We start from the raw sequence: 23,772 nt of genomic DNA on the forward strand, positions 1-23,772 counted from the left end.
TCTGAAGACCTATGTTACTTACAAAAAAGAACGTGCCTTATTCAAGGGCACGTTCTTTTGTTAAACAATATATATTTACTTAGTAGGGGCGTTTTTTTATTTTTTACTCGCAATGGTTATTTGATGCGTTGTGTAACCTACTTTTCCATTAAGATCGGCACCTTGTAAAACAATTGTATAAGTTGTTAACGGATCTGCTGCATAAAAAACTGTTTTAGCCTCACCGGCCTTATTGGTTACAATATTAGGTTCCCAATAAATGGTTGAGCGCAGATCTGTAAATCTCGGGTACATATTTTTAACAACATATTTAGGGCTGTAAAATTGAGCGGGTACAGTTATAGGTACCGGCTTATACACAAAAATACCGGTAGACCTGTTGGCATATGGCCCCTGGCCCGATCTGGTGGTTATTTCCAGATAAGCCACATCTTCACCGGCACGTGCCGTAGGCGGGGTAGCTGTACCATCGGGCAAGTTACGTTCATCATATAAGGCAGTGAACCTTGTGCTATAGATCACTTCTATCCCTGTAATATCTTCGGCAGTAAAATATTCAAGTATTTCCTTCTGATAGTAGTAATGATCGTTCGGAATCGAGTTGTCCGATTTTTCATAAAACCTGTCAATATCTATTCCATCAATAGAAAAATGTACCCGCTTATCCTTTAACATAAACGCTAAATTGTTCCCTTTGGCGCCATAGCCTTCATGAAAGCTGTTCACCTTTTGCTCAATAAGTTTTAGTAATGATATTTTGCCGGCTTTTACAATTTCATCCTGTGTAATGGCCTGATCATAGCTGCCTGCGCCATTTAAATTTTTCGAGCCCTTAATTACCGCTCTATCCTTTATGTTTACTGTTTTCAGCAGGTGATTACCCGGTCCATTCTTTAAACCGTCCAGTGCATCATGGTAAGCAGCACTTTTATTTATATAATTAAGGGCGGTGCTATCACTATTTACATACCACGGAACAGGAGGGGGGAAGTAAGGCAGCGAAACCAATGGTATATCATCGTCTTTAACGGTTATGCCGGCATTAACAATTCTGCCTTTGGCGTTACGGGCCTGCAATACAAAAGCTATGCTATCGGTTATAAGCGGAAAATTCTTAAAAGTAAACTGTCCCCTGCTATCGCTGGTTGTGTCTTTGTAAAGCTTTATTTTTCCGGTACTTAACAGCGTTACATTTGAGTTGGCAATAGGTTTACCTAATACATTTACAACTTTGCCTTTAAGCATATATTGTGGTTCGGCATCAAAAGCAGGCTGCGCCGGTCCGTTTAAAATGTCTTTCCAATCATAACCTATCCAACCCTGGGTCAGCAATAATATATCAAGTGCTTTGGCTGCCTTATTATCTGCAGAAAAATACCAGGCGGGATCCTCCACATAGCCTTTCAGATCAGCTGATAGCAGCAGTTGTGTAAGTATGTTTGTTTTGTTGATATCTGTGTTCTTAATCTGCCCGTCATCTGTAACAGATAAGGAAAAGCTGCCTACTACCGGGTTACCTTTATCATCCTTAACAGTAATATGCACTGGTATACTATCCCTGGGCGCATAGGATGCAGCATTTGAGTTTATTTCAACCTTAAGGTTATCATGGTGGTTGATAAAGCTCATTCTTTCATTGAGGGGCTGGTTTTGAGCATTGAATAAGGTGAAGTGCGCTATCCCGGTAGGGAAAGAACTTTTGGGTACATAAAACGTAGCATAATCCTTATTAAGCTTAAAAGTGGCGGCATAATAAATAGCCCCTCTCGATTGCCCTATAATGGTATAGTCATTAGTGGCGCTCTGCATATCCTTAGTTGCCAGAACGGAAACCTCAAGTGAGTCGGATGCGTTATTTTTGATCTTTAGTAAGGTCCCTGAGGTTTTTATTACAGGAAGGTTTACTGTTTTAACCCCGCCATCCGGTAAGGTTATTTTGGCGGTATATTTTTCGCCCGGCAAGGGTACAAAATCAAAGGCGCCCATGCCGTTATGGTAGGATTCAAAGCTTACTTCTTCATTGTTTTCCTTGTCGATGAGCACACCTTTAATATTTATACCCTTTCCGTCTTCGCCTATTGCTTTAAACCCAATATGAGTAGGCAGTGACTCCACCAGCTGGCCACCTTCCGGCATAAATTGGAGGTCTATATCGGCTGTTCTGGTAACATTAACAGGGATTAATTTTGTCGTGTTTGTTTTTTTATCCTGTGCGATGAGTGTAAGGTTTTTGACAGGTACATTGTCGGGTAAATCAAAATCCAGGTTCAGGTCGCCGCTGGCAGATGTTTGTGCATTGCTGGTTTGCCATGTTTTTTTGTCATCAGCTAATTTTACCTGCAGGTCATGTACACCACTGGGTTGATTTTTTGGTCCGGTAAATTTCAGATCAATTTTAAGATGATTAGCTGATAAAGTAGAATTTGCATTAACGAGCAATGAATCACTGCCTGAGGCCGCAACGTATAAGTTGGTATAGAAAAGCTGATCGGGCCCAAAATTGCGCATCCAGTTGGTATATGCCCGTATGGTATAAGCGCCTTCATGTACCAGGCTTTCGTCGAGGTAAATGTTGCCTAGGGTTAGGCCAAAGGATATGGGGAATACTAAATGACGAACAACTTTATTGTGATCGTTGATCAAATCAACATATAACCTGCTGCTTAAAGGCGAATAGGCTAATGCTGAATTAATAAGGTAGCCTTTAAACCAAATAGTATCACCGGCTGAATAATAAGATTTATCGAGATGAAGATAAAGCCGCTCAGTTGGTAAGCTGTCATTGTACCTGGCTGTCTTATCGATAATTGACTGAGACGAAGTTGTGGAAGTTTGAGCCTGTGCGCTAACACCAAGATATAGCAGGGGTAGAAAGAAAAGCAAGGCAATAGCTTTCCTTTTGCGTAAAAATTTGTCCATTTGTGTTAAGTTTAATAATTGTTGGTTATGGGTACAAAGCAATAAGTAGTTATTATTTTTTTCTTAATAAATGCTTATTTATGATGTGAGTACATAGCATGTTAATAATATGCTTGTAAATTATTGATTACAATGAGGTAGGGTTTAGCTTATAAGGTTCTTTTCCAATAGCTTCAAAAGTTGCTAATAGCTATCTATCGCTCGTCTGAATGAGAAAAAAGTGAGCCATACAGGCAAGTAAATTGAGCCGTAAAGGAAATCGGCCCTTGGCTATAAAGCTGATCTTTGTGTCATTAATAAATAAAATATCAGCTATGAAAAACATAACAAAAATAAACCTCGGCAAAAACGGCCCACTCGTGTCCAAACTCGGATTAGGCTGTATGCGCATGTCCTCAGTTTGGGGAAGCCCGGTGAACGACGAGCGTGAAAGTATAGCTACTATTCAGTCGGCATTAGACAGCGGTATCAATTTTCTGAATACAGGGGATTTTTATGGTGCCGGCCACAACGAGTTGTTGGTGGGCAAAGCCATTAAAGGCAGAAGGGATGATGCATTCATCAGCGTTAAATTCGGTGCTATCTTTTATAACGGTCAGTGGTTGGGTTTGGACCTTCGCCCGATAGCCATCAAGAATTTTATAAACTATTCTTTGGTCCGTTTGGGTGTAGATACTATAGATCTTTATCAGCCATGCAGATTAGATAACAGCGTTCCGGTGGAAGATGTGATAGGAACTGTAGCCGACCTGATAAAAGTAGGAAAAGTGCGGTATCTGGGTGTTTCGGAAATAACTGCGGATCAACTGCGTAAAGCCAATAGCATATACCCTGTGACAGCATTGGAAATAGGCTATTCATTAGCAGATCGTCAGATAGAAAGCGAGCTTCTTCCTACTGCTGAAGAGTTGGGTATAGGGGTTGTAGCATTTGCCAATACAGCCGAGGGGCTGCTTACCGGTGAAATGAAAGCACCCCTTGCGGCCAATGACTATCATAATCATTTTTCGCGTTTTCAGGGTGAGAACCTGATTAAGAACCTGGAGAAAGTAGAAGTATTGAAGACAATGGCAAAGGAAAAAGGATACACCCCAACACAGTTGGCAATAGCCTGGGTGAATGCACAGGGCGAGCATATTATGCCATTGGTAAGTATGAGCAAGAGATTGCGCCTGCCGGAAAATATACAAGCCATGGAGATCGAATTCACTCCGGAAGATATAAATACCCTTAATACGCAATTTTCGCCGGGCGCTATACTTGGCGGTACCTATCTGCAACGATAATAGGCAGGGCTGCAAAGCCCTGTCTATTTTATATCTTTACTTAATGACGAATCCAACAGAAATAATTCCCGGGGTAATCTTTTACTCCTATCTCTCCACCATGCGAAAGGATAAAGTGGGCTTTCTGATGCACAATACCCTGGTATTACAGGTTTCGGGTCATTTTACGCTGGAAACTGCCAGTCAAAAAATTTCGATGAATGGAGGCCAAATGTTGCTGATCGGCAAAAATCAATTGGGGCAGATCACAAAAACTCCGCTCCCCGGTGAGAATTACGAAACGATCGTCATTTCACTGCAGGAAGATCTGCTCAGAAAGATCGCGTTGGAAGAGCAAATAGATATACAGCAGAAATACACAGGTCCTCCTAATATTCTTATTCCCGGAAACGATTTTTTGCAGGGCTATTTTCAGTCTGTAATACCTTATGTAAGGAATCCGGCTGAAAAATTAACTACAGCCATGGGCATTTTGAAAGTGAGTGAAGGGGTGAAGTTGCTGATGCATACCATGCCAGAGCTTAAGGATTTTTTATTCGATTTTTCGGAGCCCTATAAAATCGATCTGGAAAAGTTTATGCTCAGTAATTTTCATTTTAATCTCCCTGTTGAAAAATTTGCGCAACTCACCGGGAGAAGCCTTGCTGGGTTCAAACGCGACTTCCATAAGGTATTCGGCATGGCGCCCCGGCATTGGCTACAGGAAAAGCGACTAACGGAGGCCCGGCATCTTATAGAAAAAAGGAACAAAAAACCATCAGCGATCTACCTCGACCTGGGATTTGAAAGCCTTTCTCATTTCTCGCATTCTTTTAAAAAGAAGTTCGGCAAAGCGCCCTCCGAGTGTTTATAATATAATAGGACAACGTTGATTTTTTTAGGAAAATCATCAACCTGTTTAAATATTATACACAGTTTCCCCAAAAAAACCTCAGGGGGGTGTAGAAACTATTTCTCCGGTATTTTACTAAAACAAATTTAAGGTAGTAGATAGAATACATCTATTGGTAGGTAAAACCCGCCGCCCTGTCGACTTTAACATTTCTTAACATGGATCTTTTAGACGTTTGTATCAGAAAACAGCGTTAAGGATTTCAGTTAACATGTTTGGCAACTATAATTTTAATCATTAATTCAAATACACATCAAGCTTTATGCATCCGTTTTTACGCTATTAATCATCAATTTTTAATTTAAAATCACATTAATAATCGTATGAAACGGATAAGCAATAATATATACCAGATTAGCCTGGGCTGGGTTAACGTTTTTGTAATTGAAGATAATGGCCTTACATTGGTAGGTACCGGCCCAAAAGGGAGTGCCGGCAAAATCTTCAATAAAATTAAATCAGCGGGTAAGGATCCTTATGCTATCAAACAGATCATCCTCACACATCTGCATCCTGATCATGCCGGAAGTGCCGGGGAAATAAAAAGGATTTTAGGGGTGCCGGTGATGGCTCATTTCTACGATGCGCAGATCATACGATACGGTATTGCTTTTCGCAAAGAATTATCCCTGACACCGGGGTTGAAAAATTGGTTGATCTATCATTTGGCAATAAAGCGGTCGGCAATAGACATTGATCCGGTTGAGATAGACAGGCAGTTAAATGATAATGACATGCTGCCTTTACTGGGCGGTATCCGCGTTATACATACACCCGGGCGCAGTAAAGGCCATATCTCCTTGTTGGCCGAAAAAGAAGAAGTGCTGATTGCTGGTGACCTGTTATCGAATAGTATGGGGCTTGACCTAAGCGTATTTTATGAGGACAGGGACGAAGGCATTCGCAGTATTGTTAAAGTAACAGATCTCGACTTCGAAAAAATTGTTTTCGGGCATGGCAGGCCAATCCTGAGCAATGCCGGCAGCATCCTCAGGGAGGCGTTTAATAGTTATTATGATTATTCATTTATTTAAATAATGAATAATCATAATAGTCAGCTAAAAAAAGATCAATAATACCGGAGATGAATTATTAGAAACAGTCCCCAATTAACATCAATCATGAACGAAAGATTGCGAATTATAAACAAGGGATCTATTTTAAATCTGCTGCGGCCCATATATCACGTATGGTATCTTCATCGCCAAGGCCTCCGGGCATAACCAGGCTTTGGTTATTGGCATGGTACCATTTCATTTGTTTAAGCTTTGATGTTTGCCTGCTGCCGGGCATTTCCAGGTGGCCGTTTATATCGGTTTTATGTATCCAGTCGTAAGCATAATGCAGCCAATAAGTGCGGTAGGGTTTATCTTGATTGGCAAACCAACTGATTTCATCATAACCCCAAACCCAAAAGAAACTCCCGGCAGCTTTTGCCTGTCCGGGTTGACTACTGCCCCCATAGTTATCAAACTCAACCAAATAAGGCAGGTGATCACATGACCAGCCACTCGGCGTAATGCCCCCTTTGCTGCGTAGATATAGAGCATCGGTATAACCTACTTTTAAGGTTGCTTCCTGTGCCTTATCAGGGTTTTCCATTATTCTTAAAGGAAAGGCATGAACATCCAATAGCAACTTCCCATCGCGCAGAAAACCACCACTGGGAACATGTGCATCACATATTACCATCCCGCGGCGGGCATGCTGATGAGCATAAGCCCTGATTAAGCCAAGCATCTGGGCATAGTTATCTAAATTTTTATCGTTTTTATTCATCAGCTCAACCTGCCCAAAGTGAATACCTTCAATACCGGCATTGATGTAGGAAACCGCAAGAAAATAAAATAACAACTTGGTTTCTGACCTGCTCACATCCGGTACCGAACCATTACCCCATTGATTCTTAAACCTTCCATCAGTATAAAGCATATCATCATAACGGAAGTTCCTTTGCTCAACGGGCATACCCAAGGCAGTAAATGCCCAGGCCGGTATAGCAATCTGGTTTATTTCATCAGTCACATTTTCAAAGATGCAAGCCTGCAAAATAATGTCCGGATCGGCTTGGTGTACTTTTAAGGCCAATTGTTTTTCCAGCTCAAAGTTTTGCATTAAGTGTGCTTCGCCACCCCATTGACAAACCGCTCTGCCTATAAACTTCGCGCCTATATTTTTAATCATGCGGAGGTTATCATCAAAGTCATTTTGATTAGTAAGCAGGCTTTGCATAGTAATGGAGCGATCCAGGTAATTTTCAAGCACCGGTCTTGAAATGATTTGGCTGAATTTATAATCCTTGTCCTTATTTGGCAGCCCGCCGGCATATCCCAAATTGAAAAATAACGATAACACGAGTATTGCCGATCTGGTTTTCATACTACGATTTACTTTTTTTGGTGATAAAATCAACAACTGGTTTAGGGTCGATAGTTAAAAAATGGCCCTCGCCTTGTTTTACTATTACGGTTATAGAGCCGCCCAATTGTTTATAACTGCTTTCAATATCCATGGTATTGAACCGTAACCAGGGATCTTGGCTACCGCAAACATTTAACAGTGGTATACCGGCTTTAGCGAGCGGTGAAAGATTTTCCAGTAAAACTGTTTTAGTCATCAGGCTGCGCATAACCGGGTTTACTGTATAAATACAGCTAACCTTATCCGGGTTTTGGATGGCCCATGCATAAGCTTCACCTGCGGAAGCACCAGTGCCCTCCATTACCACTTTTTTTGCAAAGCCATGGTCGGTTAATGTTCTATAGATCGCATTCCATTGGCTGCTGTCGGCACCTGATTGTTCAGTAAGTGGTGTTGCCACTATATAATAACCTTTCGCCAGTAATTCCTGGTCTACAACAGCATCCCTGTCGATCCTGTCGGCGCGGAAGACCCATGGCTTGCCCGGGGCAGGATTATTTGGAACAATAATTACCAGGGTTGATGTGCCAAAGAAGTTTTTATTCTTTACATCATAACGATCATAGCAAGGCGTAAATCCGGGCCCGCTGCAGGTAGCATAAGTATCTTCTTCCGTTAAATATTTATAAGTTTTGGCAAGGCTGTAATAATGCGATTTAGTAAATGTTGAATCAATAAAATCAGGCACAGCAGTTGATGACTGAATATTTTTCTCTATCCAATCAGCAATTATCATAGGGTTGCGCAGGCTGTGCGGGTGATGTGCCGTTCCTTCCTTAATCAGCACAGTAATGCGGCCATTTAGCTGATGATAGATATCCTCAATAGGCTGTGTGTTTTTTTCATAGAGGAAGTCCTGGCTGCCGCAAACATTTAAAAGCGGGATATCCCGTTTGGCCAGATCGCCCATTTTTGCCATGCTTGCTGGCCGGATAGCGGGGTTATCGCCATAGATGCAGGAAACTTTATCGGGATGACTTGTAGCCCACGCATAAGCGTTTATACCGCCCCGGCTCATACCGCCAAAGGCCGGTTTGGCCGATAAACCATGATCTATAAGGAATTTATACCAGGCTTCCCATTGTTTGCCAGGGTCGCAATTGATATAGGCTATATAAAAGCCACGGTTCAGCAATTCAACTTCGTATTGTGGTTCATGGTCCCAGTAAAAGCCACGCCAGCACCATGGATTGCCAGTTGCCGCATGCTTGGGTACCACTAAAATGCAACGAACCTGGCCTTTAACAGTATCGGTCATGCCGTACTGTTCACTTGCGGCTGCTTTAATGGGTTTAATAGCCAGCGTAGCAGTATCCATCAAAAAGTCATAACGATCATAATCACCGCGCCATGTTGTTTTTATATCAGAAAAAGCCTGCGTACCGGTTTGTGCCGATGCGGTGTTAACTGTAACCAGGGTTAACAAATAACAACACAAAACTATTTTATTAATGATGATCATACATGGTATAATATGTTTTAACGAGCTGTGCCATGTGGTTTTTGACTGTGTATTCATTAGCTTATTGTTGGTTTATATTAGTTCAAAGGTCTTATTTAACAACATAGATGCTCCCGTTTTGCCTGATATCATCAGATGCGCTGCCTACCATAATCTTAAACTCGCCGGGCTCAACAATATGTTTCATCTGCCTGTTCCAAACCGCTAGTTCTGCTGCATTAAGTTTAAAAGTGACTGTTCCGCTTTCGCCCGGTTTAAGGTTGACCCTGCTGAAGCCTTTTAAGGATTGTACAGGCGTGGTAACACTTGATACTACATCTCTTATGTATAGCTGCGCCACTTCTGTGCCCTCAACATTGCCCGTGTTTTTAACCTTTACGGTGATGGTTGCCGTGCCATTAACAGGTATTTTTAAAGGACTGATCTGCAGGTCATCATAGCTGAACGTAGTATAACTTAAGCCATGGCCGAAATTAAACAGCGCGGTACTATCCTGATCAACATAAATATGCCTTGATGATGGTTTATGGTTATAATAAAAAGGGATCTGCCCGGTGGAGCGGGGGAAGGTGATAGGCAATTTGCCTGAAGGGTTGTATGCACCCAAAAGCACATCAGCAACAGCAAGGCCGCCTTTTTCGCCCCCAAACCACGCTTCAACTATCGACGGGATATTTTTTGCCACCCAGTTGATGCACAGTGGCCTGCCGTTTGCCAATACTACGGTTACCGGTTTACCTGTTTTGTAAACAGCCTCAATAAGGTTTTCCTGCAGCTTGTTAATATCCAGGTTTGAGCGGTCTTTTCCTTCGCCTACTTCTTTCACATCTTCACCCAAAACAACTACTGCAGCATCAGCATGATTAACTAATTCAAGAGCCTTTTTTAAATAATCAGCCTGTAAACTAGCTGTGGAATCCGGTTCATAACCCGCCTCATAGTTAATATTAATGGAATTACCTGCCCGTTGCTTTAACCCATCTAAAATAGATATAGCTTTATCATCGGTGTTTGAATAGCCACCCAAATAAGTGCTTTTTGCCAGCGGGCCAATAACGGCCAGCGAATGCACATTACTATTTAAAGGGAGTATATGCTGGTCGTTTTTTAACAAGCAGATACTTTCTTTTGCTGCCTGCAACGCCAGGTCCTGATTTTGTTGCGAGTGAAACACTTTTGCTGATAACGATGGATTGATGTATGGGTTATCAAACAAACCCAATTTAAATTTAACCCTCAATACATCCGAAACCGCACGATTCAGATCAGCCATTGATAAGCTTTTATTTTGTATGGCCAGTTTCATAGCCGTAATAAAATCATCATGCGGAAAATCATAGAACTGCATATCCATACCTGCTGTAAAGGTTTGCGCCAAAGCATCGCTTGCATTAGCTGCTGTATGGTGACTGTTTAAGGTCATTTTTATAGCACCGAGATCTGATAGTACGAAGCCTTTGAAGCCCCATTCCTTGCGCAGCACATCTTTCAGCAGCCATTCATTATCAACACAAGGTATGCCATCCATTTCGCTGTAAGCGGCCATCATACCCTGGGCACCACCTTGCCTTATTGCCTTTTCAAAAACATATAAAAAGGACGACCTGGCTTCACGTTCGCCAATATTTACCGTAGCAATATTACTCCCTGCTTCGGGTATGCCATGTACGGCAAAATGTTTGGGTTCGGCAAGCACGGCATCATCATCACTTAATTTTTTTCCTTGCAGGCCCTTAACCATGGCTACGCCATTAAGCGCGTCGAGGTAAGGATCTTCGCCATAGGTTTCTTCTGTTCTTCCCCAGCGTGGGTCGCGGGGCAGGCACAATACGGGGCCTAATATCATGTTTATGCCATGTGCCCGCATTTCCGTTGCTATTACACGGCCTATTTGGTGTACAAGTACAGTATCCCATGCTGTTGATAATGCGATAGGCACCGGAAACGATGTGCTGCCCCGGCCTGAATAGCCATGCAACCCTTCTTCAATAAATAATACGGGAATACCGAGCCGGGTATTTTCAATAGCATATTTCTGTACCTGGTTGGTAAGGTCTGCGCCGATTGGGTAAAAATCATGAATAGAACCAATGCCGGCTGTGCCTATGGTTTGCTTCATTTTTTCGGCTGAAACAGAGCTGGCATCATGCCCCTGCATATCTGATACCGTTTTACCTTCAAACATATCCAGCTGTCTTATTTTTTCGGTCAGTGTCATCCGGCTAACCAGGTCGGCAACACGCTGCTTTACCGGAATAGCCGGGTTTTGATACGGATATTTATAAACAGGCTTTATGCTGGTGAACGAACAGCAGGTAATAGTTATAAAAGGTATAAACAGGCTTTTCTTTAATCTCATAAAGATGGTTGTTGCTGATAAAATGATTTAATTGGTTTATATATCCGCAGATACATTGGTATGGTAAAACTATACTGCCGCGGATAATAAGTGATTAATAAAAAATTAATAACTAAAGAAAATTTTAAAAGTAATTGGTATGTGCTGATCGTGCCATAGAAAAGGCATGTGATACTGCTAATTATAACTTTTCACAGTCTTGAAAACCCACCTCAGGTATTTTAAACTAAGTTTTGCTATTAATGAGTTATTAAGGATTTATTAATGATGCTGAATTTATTTGCATACTAATACCAATTTAACATAAACCAATTATGCAAATCAAGTTTACCTTTTCAGGCATTTTATTATTGCTGAGCGCGATAGTATTCGGGCAAAATAAACACAGTACAGAAACGCTTTACCCAACTTACAAGGGTTTAATTATGGCCGGCTACCAGGGCTGGTTCAGGGCCGAGGGTGATGGCTCACAAAGTACCCGGTATGTTTATGGCAATGAAAACCATTCGGGGATTGATGTTTGGCCCGATGTAACTGAATATGAAAAAACTTATCCAACCCCCTTTAAACTGCCAAATGGCGACCAGGCCCGTTTCTTTAGCTCGGTAGATAAAAGTACGGTCGACCTGCATTTTAAATGGATGCAGCAATATGGTATTGATGGTGTATTTATGCAGCGATTCTTTAATAATGCTAACGCTAAAGACAAAGAAAAGGAATCGGTTGTGTTAAAAAATGCACTTGAGGCAGCCTCTAAATATAAAAGAGCGATTGCAGTAATGTATGATCTTTCAGGGTTAAGCGCTTCGGGCCAGGATTGCTCCAGCATTATTGAGGACTGGAAGTATTTGGTTGACCAGCTAAAGGTAACCAACCAGCCCGGCACCAAAACCTACCTTCATTATAATGGCAAGCCCTTGGTAGCCATTTGGGGTGTAGGTTTTCCCGACAGACCTTATAATATCCGCAATATAGGTTTTGAAAGACTGATAGATTTTTTAAAGAACGACCCGGTGTATGGCGGTTGTGCCATTATGATAGGCGTACCAAACTCATGGCGCAGTTTAAAGGCCGATTGCACAAACGACCCATATTTGCATCAGCTCATTAAACAATGTGATATTGTTTTACCATGGAGTGTTCAGCGTTATTCGCCATTGCTGCATAATGATATGGACAGATACCGCGACGATATTATTGATGACATGAAATGGTGCAGCGAGAACCATGTTGCTTATGTGCCATGTGTTTACCCGGGTTTCAGCTGGCATAATCTGAGCCGCTATGAATTTCCTGATGATGTAAAGCCGATAGCATCCATACCGCGCGAAGGTGGGCGTTTTTACTGGCAAATGCTATCTACCGCTATGTCGGCAGGGGCATCCATGTTGTATGTAGCCATGTTTGATGAGATAAATGAAGGTACCGCTATATTTAAGGTAAATGGTAACCCACCCGTAACTGCGCCCGGTTCAGGAACGGCCTTTGTGAAATTTGATGGGGAACCATCCGACCAATATTTGTGGTTAACGGGCCAGGCTGCTCAAATTTTAAGAAAAGAAAAGCCACTGGTGTATAAAATGCCTGAAAGAGAAGCCGTAAAATGATAAGTTCAATAACAAGAATTTATCTGGTTCTTGCGGCTATGAAATGAGGACACCGCCATACATAAATTTGCCAATCAGATGGTATCGGTTTACCATCTGATTGGTATTTACATTTAAGATTATTTGCCCTGCTTTCCATAACTGCCAAGGCAGCTACGGAAAGCAGTTTCTGCGTTTGATTAGATTTGTTTACGCCCTATTTCATCGAATCCCAAGCGAAGTGTTTTTATAAAATATGGTTTTTAGGCATCCAACAATCGATTGCATATTTAAAAAAATGGATGAAAATTGCAGACTAACCGGACTATTTAGACGAAATTTTCAAACAGAACCGACTAAGAATTGAAAATAATATAATAAATTATAAATTTATTGAAATTACTGTCTCAAATATTAAATTTGAGATAATAATGGCAACCTCAGTTGTGCCATATTTATAAGCCTGTAAAAAAGTATTGTATATAGTACCGATCTTATATACAACGAAGCATTAGATTAAGTATGAGAAAACTTTACCCGGGTTTTAAAATTATTGTTTTAACCGCTTTTATTTGTGTTCTGAATAAAAATTGTTTTGGACAGAACTATGGTCTGGGTTTTTCAAGCCATGAAGTTTTTCAGGATAAACGTACTTCACTTGACCTGTGTACTGATAAAAGCATTTGTTTGAACGGTAATTTTGACCTTTCTTTTGATCTTTCTTTTTTGCCTTACCGGGCTACTTATTTTGGTTACATCGTACGCATAATTGATGATAATGACCGTAATTTTGACTTGATTTATAGTGCAGAGGATTCAAAAAACCATTTTAATGTTATTGCTGGTGATAAGCTAACCAATATAAAATTCGACATCCCCTTAAATAAATTGTTTAGCCAATGGAACAAACTGAACATATTATTCGACGTTGAAAAGGATCAGCTGGTGTTTTCCGACGGGCAGAATACTTTCGTTGAAAAAGGGCTACATTTAAAAAAGAACGGTTGTTATCATATATTTTTTGGCACCAACAACTATAAACAATTTGAAACAACTGATATCCCGCCTATAAAGCTTCGTAATATCAGTATCTCACAAAACAAGGTTTTAAAATACAGCTGGCCTTTAAATGAGGGCATGGGAACTGTGGTGCATGAAGTTATTGCTCAGCAAAACGGTTCTATAACCAATCCATTGTGGATATCGGCAATGCATCATAACTGGCAAAAAACAAAAGATATTACAGTGCAGGGTGTCGCCAGTACTGCATTTGACCGCAAAAATGAAATTTTGTACCTGGTTGGTAAAGATTCGGTTTACAGTTATTCTGTTAATAATTCAGCAATGACCAGCAGCCCGAATGTTATAAAACCAAACCTTAATCAGGGCAATCAATCGGTGTACAACCCATACGATAATAGTTTATACAACTTTTTTCCTGACCAAAAGACAGTAGCCAGGTACAGTTTTGAAAACAAAAGCTGGGATAAAAAATTTACGCCTAACGTTGTAACGGGTTTCTGGCATGCCAACAAAATGATTTCAGGTATGGATACATCTTTGTACCTGTTTGGAGGATACGGGCAGCTGCAGTATAAAAACACAATACAGCAATACACTTTCAAGACCCAGAAATGGCAGCAGGTAAAATACAAAGGCGACTTTTTTATGCCCCGTTATTTATCAGCATTAGGTGCAAGTGCCAGTGGTGATACCGTGTATGTGATAGGTGGTTACGGCAATTCAAGCGGATTACAGATACTAAACCCGAAGAATATTTATAGCATGATGCGTTTTACCGTAAAAAATAGAACGTTTAAAAAGCTATTTGATTTAAAAGTAAACAACGAGGATTTTGCTTTTGCCAGTTCCTTAATAATAAACGATAAAGAAAAGGCATACTATGGACTGGTATTTCCCCAAAACAAATACAACTCCAGTTTACAGCTTATAAAGGGATCATTAAATGACCCATCGTACAAAATTCTGACAAGTGCGATACCATATAGTTTTAATGATATACATTCCTTCGCCGACCTTTACTACTGTCCGGCGAGTAATAAATTTGTAGTAGTTACCCTGCTTAGGTTAGAGAATGATGAAACCAAAGTTAATATTTATACCTTACTGGGGCCGCCGGTTGATATTGCTGAAAACTTATCACTGGCAAAAAACGATAAATTTTGGTATTTTATAATCTCAATGATTTTGGTATTGGCTGCGGGTGGGTTTATCTATTATAAAAGATATAAAACAAAAAATGCCAATGCACCATACGCCAAATTCCTGGAGAAACCCTTACCGGTTCTTCCATCCGGGGATGTTGTTCAGCCTCAGCCATCGTATATAACTGAAAGTGTAACTTCATTAAGCGATGTTCAGAACTATGAAAGTGATATTCCGCTAAAAAATGCGATTTTATTATTTGGCGATTTACAGGTTTTTGATGCGGACGGGGCAGATATAACAAAGCATTTCACGCCGCTGATTAAGGAGCTGTTTTTACTTATTTTGCTGTATTCTATAAAAAGAGGCAGGGGGTTAAGTTCTGAAAAATTAAATGAAATACTTTGGTTTGATAAGTCTGCCAAAAGTGCCAGGAACAACCGTTCGGTAAATATTGCAAAACTTAAATCGCTTTTAGATAAGATGCAGGATTGTCATCTTTCAAAGGATACAGGTTACTGGAAAATTGATGTAGATTATGATAAGATTTATGTTGACTATTACAATTACCTGAATATTGTTAAGGATAAGAAGAAACTTGATGAACAAAAAATTAAATCTCTTTTTGAAATAACCCGCAGGGGTAATTTCTTGTCAAACAATGATTATGAGTGGCTGGATACATTTAAAGCAGAAATCTCAAACGAGGTAATTGATACTTTCCTTCATTATGCGCAATCGTCACAACCCTATAATGCCGAGTTTTTAATAGAGATAGCCAATTTTATTTTTTACTTTGATCCTGTGAACGAGGAATCCATGATACTGAAGTGTAATGCCTTATCAACATTGGGTAAACACTCACTAGCAAAAAATACTTTTGAGTGTTTTGTCAAAGAGTATAAAATAATTTATGATGAAGATTTTAAACGGGATTTTCATGATATTTTGGCGCAACATTAATAATCTTCCATATTTTCCTCTTAATTTTTTAAAAAGCCCCAATAAATGTTAATTATACAGCATAATAATGTTCCATTAATGCTTTCATTAATCTTTTATTAACTGTTAAAGGTTTAATTAGCTCCCTGAAAGCCACCAATAAATAATGAATTACGTGGCACGGTCATATTGAAAACCGATTGTAAACTAAAAAGGATTTAATTCGGATGCATATGCAATTAATTACTGTTTTTGCTGCATATCTTTCGATGCGAATTTTTATTTGTTGATAACCTGTTTAATATATGATCATTTTAAGGATACTATAAAACCTAATAAATGAACAAACACTATCTAAGGCTATTAATAGCTATTTCATTACACCTTGTACTAATTTGCTGCTTCGGCTTAACTGCATCTGCTCAAAATGAAGACGAAAATGCAGGCGGTGGTAATCTAAAATACATCGACCCCCGTATCGGTAACGTTGGCCAACTGCTGGAGCCTACACGGCCAACGGCCCAACTGCCTCACCAGGTTATAAGAATGTACCCGCAAAGAAACGATTACATTGACGACCAGATCTCCAGCTTTCCATTAACAATAGTTTCGCACCGCCTGGGGCAGGTATTTGCACTTAAGCCATCGGTTAAACCGCTTTCATTAGCGGCGTGGGATCAAAAACTCACTTTTGATCATGATTTAGAAGTAACACGGCCCTGGTACTATTCAACCTATTTGGTTGATGATGATATGAATGTTGAGTTTACTCCCGGCAAAAAGGTGGGGATATTCCGTTTTGCATTCCCGCATAATTCACTAAATAAAAGCCTTCTTTTTAGCCTGTATAATGATGGTACAGGCAGCTGGCATTTTACCGGAGGCAATGAAATGCAGGGAATGGAAACTTACCATGATGACATAAAAGTTTATATGTACGGCGTTTTTAGCATAGCGGGTAAAACAGGTACTGTTAAGGCTGATAAATTAAACACGGATGATGCAGCAAATGGGAACGATGTAAAAGCATGGATCTCATTTCCGCAAAATTCACCCGATACGGTTGAATTTAAATATGCCATTTCCTATATAAGTGCTGAGCAGGCTAAGGAGAACTTTGATAAGGAGATAAAGGATAAATCCTTTACCTCCATTAAAAACAATGCCGAGGAAACCTGGGCAAAAGTTGTTGATCAGATAAAAGTTACGGGTGGGACTGAGGCGCAAAAGAGATCGTTTTATACAGCGCTGTACCGTTGTAATGAGCGCATGGTAGATATATCTGAAAACAACAAATATTACAGCGGTTATGATAAAAAGATCCACACCAGTAACCGTCCATTTTATGTTGATGACTGGATTTGGGATACTTACCTTGCACTGCATCCGCTAAGGACTATACTGGATCCCGCGCTGGAGCAGGATATGGTTAACTCCTATGTAACACAATACGAACAGGGTGGATGGATGCCAACCTTTCCTGTGCTTTTTGGTGATAACCCTTGTATGAATGCTTTTCACTCCTCAATCATGATCCTTGATGATTACCGTAAAGGGATAAGAGGTTTTGATAGTTTAAAGGCATATGAAGGGATGCTGAAAAATGCAACCCAGGCAACCATGCTTCCGTGGAGGAACGGGCCGAAAACAGTATTAGATGATTTTTATTATAAAAACGGCTACTTCCCCGCCTTGCGTCCCGGTGAAAAGGAAACTGTAGCATTGGTACACCCTTTTGAAAAAAGGCAGGCAGTAGCTGTAACGCTTGGCGGCAGCTATGATGACTGGGCTGTAGCACAGATGGCAAAAGATCTGGGTAAAGATAATGACTATAAAAAATTTAGTTCAAGGGCGCTCAATTATAAAAATTTGTGGAATGATAAAGTTAAAATGTTTATCCCCAAGGATGGCCGGGGTAACTGGATAAATATTGACCCCAAGTTTGATGGTGGTATGGGCGGCCGGGAATATTATGATGAAAATAATGGTTGGACGTATTTATGGCAGGTGCAATATGATGTGAAAGGTTTAATGGCTCTTATGGGCGGTAAAACCTTGTTTGAAAACAAGCTCGATCAATTATACCGCGAAAGCCTGGGCAGAAGTAAATATGAGTTTTGGAGTAAATTCCCGGATGCTACAGGTTTGGTTGGGCAGTTCTCCATGGGTAATGAACCGAGTTTTGTGATACCCTATCTTTATAATTTTACTAATTCACCGTGGAAAACCCAAAATCGCGTAAGATTTTTACTTGATGTATGGTATAAGGATACCATTTTTGGTATTCCGGGTGATGAGGATGGCGGTGGCATGTCGGCATTCGTAGTATTTTCATCCATGGGCTTTTATCCGGTTACTCCCGGTATTCCAGTATATACAATTGGCAGTCCGGTGTTTAAAAAAGTAACTATTGATCTTCCGGGTGGCAAGCAATTTACCTTGATTGCTAATAATTGCTCGGTTAAAAATAAATATATCCAAAGTGCAAAGTTTAATGGCGAACCGCTAAATACACCTTGGTTTACCCATGCGCAACTGGTTGCAGGCGGAAATCTTGAACTTGAGATGGGGCCAAAGCCTAATAAAAGCTGGGGCGTTCAATAACCAGCTTGTCCCATATATATGAAACGGTCCGGCCGGGTTTATCCTGGCCGGACCGTTTCATATATATAGTATTTAATTGTAAAGGGGAGAGCACTATTCTCTTTATGGCACTACATATGTACTTCAATCGAATTAAATGATAATGCAATGGAGGTGTTAATAGACTGTAATATTGAATCTTACATTGTTAACTAAGTGATTTAATATTTTGGATGTACGCAGTTCTATTATTTCAGCACGAATTTTTGCAGTATTATTACCTAAGTTGATAGGCCGAAATGATTATAAGAACCAATTTGTTGTAATGGCAACATAATTAAAACTATTTGCCATATAAGCTAACTGTGTTGAATTAAACCGTGTGTTAATATTTATTCTTTATAATTAAATATTTGACAATCAGTGCTTTGTTTGCAAATTAATTCTTATTAATCCCATTAATCTTTTGTTAATACTTTATTAATTGGGGTGTTTTACTTTCGACTATCAATTGTTAACCCAATTTATTAACCAAAATTAAACCAGAATGAAAAGACTTTTATTTATGTTACTGGTATGCTGTATTGTGTTTGGAAGCAATGCCGCATTTGCACTCGTAAAGAGTAGCCAGACAAATTCTCCGCGACCGCCTGCTGATATCAGCGGAACTGTGAAAGACAGTAAGGGAGAGGCCCTGCCAGGGGTTACTGTAAAAATTGAAGGAACATCTTTTGGGACTGTTACCGACGATAAAGGCAACTTTCATATACAAGTAAAGGATGGTGCCGTACTTGTTTTTACCTTTATTGGGTATACTGAACAAAGAATACCCTTTACGGGGCAAACTTCATTAAATATTACATTGCAGGATGCACCAAATTTACTAAATGAAGTTGTGGCTGTTGGTTACGGTACACAAAAGAGGAGTAATGTTACCGGCGCATCCAGCACTATATCAGCAAAAGAAGTTGCTAAACGCCCCTTGGAAAATGTATCCCAGGCATTACAGGGTACCGTATCAGGTGTGGCTGTTACCAGCACAAGCGGGCAGCCAGGGCGCGATCCCAGCATTATCATCCGTGGTGTAAATACAATTACTGGCAGTACAACCCCGCTATATGTAATTGACGGATACATTGGCGGTGGCCCGGATGTTAACGTCAATGATATCGCGTCTATTGAAGTGTTAAAAGATGCGGCTGCTACTGCTATTTATGGTTCAAGGGGTTCAAATGGTGTTATATTGATTACTACAAAATCAGGCCAGACCGGAAAAACAGTCATCAATTTTGATGCATGGTTTCAAAAAGGTGAAATACCTAAGGAACTTGATTTAATGGATGCCTATGATTTTGCCCGTTCAGTAAATTCGCAATACGTAGCTACAGGCGGTTTGGCTCCATTTTCGCAACAACAGCTAAATGATTACAAAACAAATGGCGGTACCGATTGGCAACGCGCATTGCAACAAAAGCCATTTGTGCAAAATTATCAGCTTGATGTTTCAGGGGGTAATGATAATGTAAAATACCGTGTATCATTAAACTACCTTGATCAACCCGGATTAATACTGAATCAATGGTATAAGGATACAAAATTCAGGAGCACCATTGACGCCAAGCTTAATAACAAAATGGACTTAAGAATTATTGTTGCTGCAAGTTTACCGCAGAGCCATAATAATAGCTACAATGGTGGTTTGGTTGATCCTTTTAACCTTGCAGCTGAATACGATCCTTTGTCACCTATCAGAAATCCTGATGGTTCATTTGTACAAAGCGCTCCTTATGCTTCTATACAACCCAATCCCATTGCCCAGGCGCTTAGCCAGGCAGTTGATAATACCAGTACGAACGTTGACGGACAACTATCATTTAATTATCGCATTATTGATGGCTTAACTTTCACGTCAAATGACGTATATAACCTTGGATGGAGCCTTAATCAAACTGTTTTTGGTCCTGGAACGGGAAGTTATATCAGTCACTCTGATTATGCAGATGTTAACTCAAGTAAAAATACTAGCTACATAACAAGTAATTACCTTACTTATAAAAAGACGTTTGGCGACCATTCAATAACAGCAACCGCATTGTATGAGCAATCACAGGACAATGGTGTTAGTGTTGATGCCCGGTCAAATAACCTGTCAACCTATAACCTGGGCTATTATAACCTGGCTTTAGGCGGAACACAACTGACATCATCAACCTATGGTGCAGACGGCTTAATATCCTATATGGCACGTGTAATATATGCCTATAAAGAAAAATACGAAATTTCAGCCAGTATACGTGATGACGGTTCATCACACCTGACCCAGAAATATAGCACCTTTCCATCAATTGGTTTAAGCTGGAATGTTGGCAGAGAGGATTTTTTAGCGAACTCACCGGTGTTCTCTGATTTTAAGATCCGTGCTACTTATGGGCAAACAGGCAATCAGTCAGTAGGTGCTTATTCAAGTATTGCACAAATTAGTACAGCGGGTAACCCGTCTACCGCTTATTACTATAGTGGTGCTGGCGGTCCTGCAAGCAATGCCACATTTTTAGGTAGCCCGGCGCCGCTTTCACTAAAATGGGAAGTTAAAACTGCCTATGATCTGGGAGTTGACATGTCATTCTTAAAAGGACGGTTAACTTTTGTAGCAGATGCATACACAAATAAAGTAACCGATCTTTTATATAATTCCCCAAATCCTCAATATGTAGGCGGTGGTAATACGCAAAATAACATTGGTAGTATCAGCAATAAAGGTTTAGAGTTTGCAATTGGCGGAACTCCTTTTGCTTCACAAAAATTTAAGTGGACAACCAATTTCAACGTATCATTGAACCGGAATAAAGTCCTTAGTCTTAAAGGCCTGGATAATTTGCCGGATGGTTTTGGCATAATTAAGGTTGGGTTGCCATTAGGCGAATTTTATGGATATAAATTCCTGGGTACATGGAAAACAGATCAAGCCGCTCAGGCAGCATTATATGGTGAAAAACCCGGTGATGCAAGGTACGCCGACCTAAACAATGACCATGCAATAACATCAGCCGATTATGAACCGCTGGGTAATGCAACACCAAGGTACTCTTATGGTTTTATCAATGACTTTACTTATGGTCACTTCACCTTAAGCTTTATGTTTCAGGGCGAGCAGGGTAACCAGATATTCTCTCAAACCCTTGCCTATTTATGGGGTGGTTTAGGTGATATGAAGAATGCTACACTTGCGGCAGCGGTACCTGAAAACCTGTGGACACCACAACATCAAACAGATAACCCTGCATGGAGTAATACCAGCCATAATGAAAATAATAGTAGTCGTTATGTATATGATGCCAGCTATTGTAAATTAAAGAACCTGTCATTGGCTTACCATATACCTAATGATCTGTTAAGCAGAATTAAAGTCAGAAGTTTGGAAGTATATGTAAGTGGTCAGAATTTATTTACAATTACCAAATACCCGGGATATGATCCGGAAGTGTACAATGGTAATACCACTAATGACCAGGGACAGGAATTTGGAGTAATACCTAATCCGAGAACATTCACTGTTGGATTCAGACTTGGTTTATAAGGCATTATTGTAATAATTAATTATTCATAAAAAGTACAAAAATGAAAACGATAAAAATAATATTATTTGCGTCCCTGGCATTACTGCTGTTTGGCGGGTGCAAAAAAATACTTCAGGAGGATCCGAAGGCTACATTAACACCGGGCACTTATTATAAAACACAAAGTGACCTGGATGGTGCTGTTAACGCTATGTACATTGTATTGGCAAAGGATGGCTCATGGGGCTTTACCAGTAAAATGTTCTCTTACTTTGGGTCAGACGATTTAACGACCGATCCGGGATTAAATAAGGCGGATCAGCGCGATTTCGACAGGTTATCCGGCGGCAGTACCAATCAGAGCTTACCTGCCGAATGGAATGGCCCTTGGAGTTGTATCTATCAGGCCAATAACGTAATTACTGTTTATAAAAATGTTAATTCAACAGATTCACTGAAAAATGCTTCAGCAGGTCAGGCGTATTTCTTAAGGGGACTGTGTTATTATTATTTGGTAAGGACATTTGGGCAGGTACCCCTTGTTTTAGGAACCATCGATCCAAATTCAAGGCTGCCAAGAGCTACTGTAGCTGCTGTTTATGCATCAATTATAAGTGATCTTAACACGGCAAAAGGTATGTTGAGCACCAAATTGGAGCAGGGCAAACCTAATGTATATACAGTTAGTGCTATTTTGAGTGATGTATACCAAACAATGGCTGGCTGGCCGCTTAACCAAACAAGCAATTATGCTTTGGCTGCTGCTGCTGCGAATACCGTGATGCAGGCAGGTGTTTATAATCTAAATACACCTTATGACAAAGTATTCACTACCAATAATAGTTCTGAATCTATTTTTGCATTGCAGTACAATGTTGCCGCCAGTTTGCCACAACGTAGTTTTGGCTCAACCAGTGTACCGCTTGATGAAGTTGCCCTTGATGGTTCAAGTGGATGGGATGATTTTTATCCGGAACTTACATTCTTTAAAGATGCACCAAAATGTACACGTACCGACCTGACATTTTATACCACTTTAAAAATAAGGAACGCGGATAACGTGACATTTACTTTATACCCATGGTCTGATAGCCACACGCATGCCCGTCACCCATATTACAAAAAGTTCAGGGCCGGATTAAACGGCGATGGGGTAAATGAAACAGCCACAACAATTAGCTCTATACAGCCAAGTACTAATAAAGCCTATGATATTATGAGGTATCCGCAGGTTCTCTTAAATTATGCTGAATCGTCGGCTATGTCGGGCGGCGGCCCAACAGCCCAAAGTTATGCGGCTATAAACCAAGTTAGGGCACGTGCTGGTGAAAAGCCACTTACGCCGGGCCTTTCACAGCTGGCGTTTAGGGATTCTGTAGTATACGAGCGGGCTTATGAGTGTGCCGGCGAATTTGGTGTACGCTGGTTTGACATTTGCCGTTTGCAGTTGCTGCCGTCAATAATTGCGGTTCGCGATCCTTCGGAAAACCCAATCCCTGCCGGAACAAACGTGCAGGAAAAATATTTAGCGCCTATTCCGTATGCAGAAATGTCACTAAACCCGGCATGGCAACAAAATCCGGGCTATTAATTAACTTT

The 23,772-nt window shown here is 40.4% G+C and carries 12 protein-coding genes; 8 read left to right on the forward strand and 4 right to left on the reverse strand.

Annotation, left to right across the window (positions count from 1 at the left end; all coding sequences use genetic code 11):
* Nucleotides 1-96 precede the first annotated feature (96 nt).
* Nucleotides 97-2,919, reverse strand: coding sequence for a carboxypeptidase-like regulatory domain-containing protein (locus BLU33_RS06070; RefSeq protein WP_091370339.1), 2,823 nt, complete (start codon nucleotides 2,917-2,919; stop codon nucleotides 97-99).
* A 314-nt stretch (nucleotides 2,920-3,233) separates the two neighbouring features.
* Between BLU33_RS06070 and BLU33_RS06075 the strand changes: the two genes are divergently transcribed.
* The 3 genes from BLU33_RS06075 (at nucleotide 3,234) to BLU33_RS06085 (ending at nucleotide 6,131) form a co-directional block, all read left to right on the forward strand.
* Nucleotides 3,234-4,205 (forward strand): aldo/keto reductase, encoded by a 972-nt coding sequence (locus tag BLU33_RS06075; protein ID WP_091370340.1) that lies wholly within the window; start codon nucleotides 3,234-3,236, stop codon nucleotides 4,203-4,205.
* A gap of 43 nt (nucleotides 4,206-4,248) precedes the next feature.
* Entirely contained in the window at nucleotides 4,249-5,058 is an 810-nt protein-coding gene (locus BLU33_RS06080; RefSeq protein WP_091370342.1) for a helix-turn-helix domain-containing protein, read from the forward strand.
* A gap of 362 nt (nucleotides 5,059-5,420) precedes the next feature.
* Nucleotides 5,421-6,131 carry an MBL fold metallo-hydrolase gene (locus BLU33_RS06085; protein ID WP_091370343.1) on the forward strand — a complete coding sequence of 237 codons (711 nt, stop codon included), beginning with the start codon at nucleotides 5,421-5,423 and terminating at the stop codon, nucleotides 6,129-6,131.
* A 121-nt stretch (nucleotides 6,132-6,252) separates the two neighbouring features.
* Here BLU33_RS06085 and BLU33_RS06090 read toward each other — a convergent pair whose 3' ends face one another.
* The 3 genes from BLU33_RS06090 to BLU33_RS06100 are packed head-to-tail and all read right to left on the reverse strand — an operon-like array spanning nucleotide 6,253 to nucleotide 11,339.
* Entirely contained in the window at nucleotides 6,253-7,476 is a 1,224-nt protein-coding gene (locus BLU33_RS06090; protein WP_197684569.1) for a hypothetical protein, read from the reverse strand.
* A gap of 1 nt (nucleotide 7,477) precedes the next feature.
* A complete protein-coding gene (locus tag BLU33_RS06095; protein ID WP_091370345.1) occupies nucleotides 7,478-9,037 on the reverse strand; it encodes an alpha/beta fold hydrolase in 1,560 nt (519 codons plus the stop codon).
* 34 nt (nucleotides 9,038-9,071) lie between these two features.
* A complete protein-coding gene (locus BLU33_RS06100; RefSeq protein ID WP_091370348.1) occupies nucleotides 9,072-11,339 on the reverse strand; it encodes a glycoside hydrolase family 3 N-terminal domain-containing protein in 2,268 nt (755 codons plus the stop codon).
* 314 nt (nucleotides 11,340-11,653) lie between these two features.
* Between BLU33_RS06100 and BLU33_RS06105 the strand changes: the two genes are divergently transcribed.
* The 5 genes from BLU33_RS06105 to BLU33_RS06125 all read left to right on the forward strand — a co-directional run bounded on the left by BLU33_RS06105 (nucleotide 11,654) and on the right by BLU33_RS06125 (nucleotide 23,764).
* On the forward strand, nucleotides 11,654-12,946 hold the full coding sequence (locus BLU33_RS06105; RefSeq protein WP_091370349.1) for a glycoside hydrolase family 71/99-like protein: 1,293 nt from the start codon (nucleotides 11,654-11,656) through the stop codon (nucleotides 12,944-12,946).
* 501 nt (nucleotides 12,947-13,447) lie between these two features.
* Nucleotides 13,448-16,054, forward strand: a complete 2,607-nt coding sequence (locus BLU33_RS06110) for a Kelch repeat-containing protein (protein WP_091370351.1) — start codon at nucleotides 13,448-13,450, stop codon at nucleotides 16,052-16,054.
* 318 nt (nucleotides 16,055-16,372) lie between these two features.
* Nucleotides 16,373-18,637: a GH92 family glycosyl hydrolase gene (locus BLU33_RS06115; RefSeq protein ID WP_091370354.1), complete on the forward strand. Its 2,265-nt coding sequence runs from the start codon at nucleotides 16,373-16,375 to the stop codon at nucleotides 18,635-18,637.
* 526 nt (nucleotides 18,638-19,163) lie between these two features.
* The gene (locus BLU33_RS06120) at nucleotides 19,164-22,193 is read left to right on the forward strand and encodes a SusC/RagA family TonB-linked outer membrane protein (protein ID WP_091370356.1); all 3,030 of its coding nucleotides are present in this window, start codon (nucleotides 19,164-19,166) and stop codon (nucleotides 22,191-22,193) included.
* Between the two features lie 41 nt (nucleotides 22,194-22,234).
* Nucleotides 22,235-23,764: a RagB/SusD family nutrient uptake outer membrane protein gene (locus tag BLU33_RS06125; protein ID WP_091370359.1), complete on the forward strand. Its 1,530-nt coding sequence runs from the start codon at nucleotides 22,235-22,237 to the stop codon at nucleotides 23,762-23,764.
* The last annotated feature ends 8 nt before the right edge of the window (nucleotides 23,765-23,772 follow it).

The sequence above is a fragment of the Mucilaginibacter mallensis genome, assembly GCF_900105165.1.
GTDB classification, from domain to species: Bacteria; Bacteroidota; Bacteroidia; order Sphingobacteriales; family Sphingobacteriaceae; genus Mucilaginibacter; species Mucilaginibacter mallensis.

Coding starts and splice junctions, on each gene's coding strand:
- BLU33_RS06070 (WP_091370339.1), bottom strand. CDS start 2,919: ATGGACAAATTTTTACGCAAAAGGAAAGCTATTGCCTTGCTTTTCTTT.
- BLU33_RS06075 (WP_091370340.1), top strand. CDS start 3,234: ATGAAAAACATAACAAAAATAAACCTCGGCAAAAACGGCCCACTCGTG.
- BLU33_RS06080 (WP_091370342.1), top strand. CDS start 4,249: ATGACGAATCCAACAGAAATAATTCCCGGGGTAATCTTTTACTCCTAT.
- BLU33_RS06085 (WP_091370343.1), top strand. CDS start 5,421: ATGAAACGGATAAGCAATAATATATACCAGATTAGCCTGGGCTGGGTT.
- BLU33_RS06090 (WP_197684569.1), bottom strand. CDS start 7,476: ATGAAAACCAGATCGGCAATACTCGTGTTATCGTTATTTTTCAATTTG.
- BLU33_RS06095 (WP_091370345.1), bottom strand. CDS start 9,037: ATGAATACACAGTCAAAAACCACATGGCACAGCTCGTTAAAACATATT.
- BLU33_RS06100 (WP_091370348.1), bottom strand. CDS start 11,339: ATGAGATTAAAGAAAAGCCTGTTTATACCTTTTATAACTATTACCTGC.
- BLU33_RS06105 (WP_091370349.1), top strand. CDS start 11,654: ATGCAAATCAAGTTTACCTTTTCAGGCATTTTATTATTGCTGAGCGCG.
- BLU33_RS06110 (WP_091370351.1), top strand. CDS start 13,448: ATGAGAAAACTTTACCCGGGTTTTAAAATTATTGTTTTAACCGCTTTT.
- BLU33_RS06115 (WP_091370354.1), top strand. CDS start 16,373: ATGAACAAACACTATCTAAGGCTATTAATAGCTATTTCATTACACCTT.
- BLU33_RS06120 (WP_091370356.1), top strand. CDS start 19,164: ATGAAAAGACTTTTATTTATGTTACTGGTATGCTGTATTGTGTTTGGA.
- BLU33_RS06125 (WP_091370359.1), top strand. CDS start 22,235: ATGAAAACGATAAAAATAATATTATTTGCGTCCCTGGCATTACTGCTG.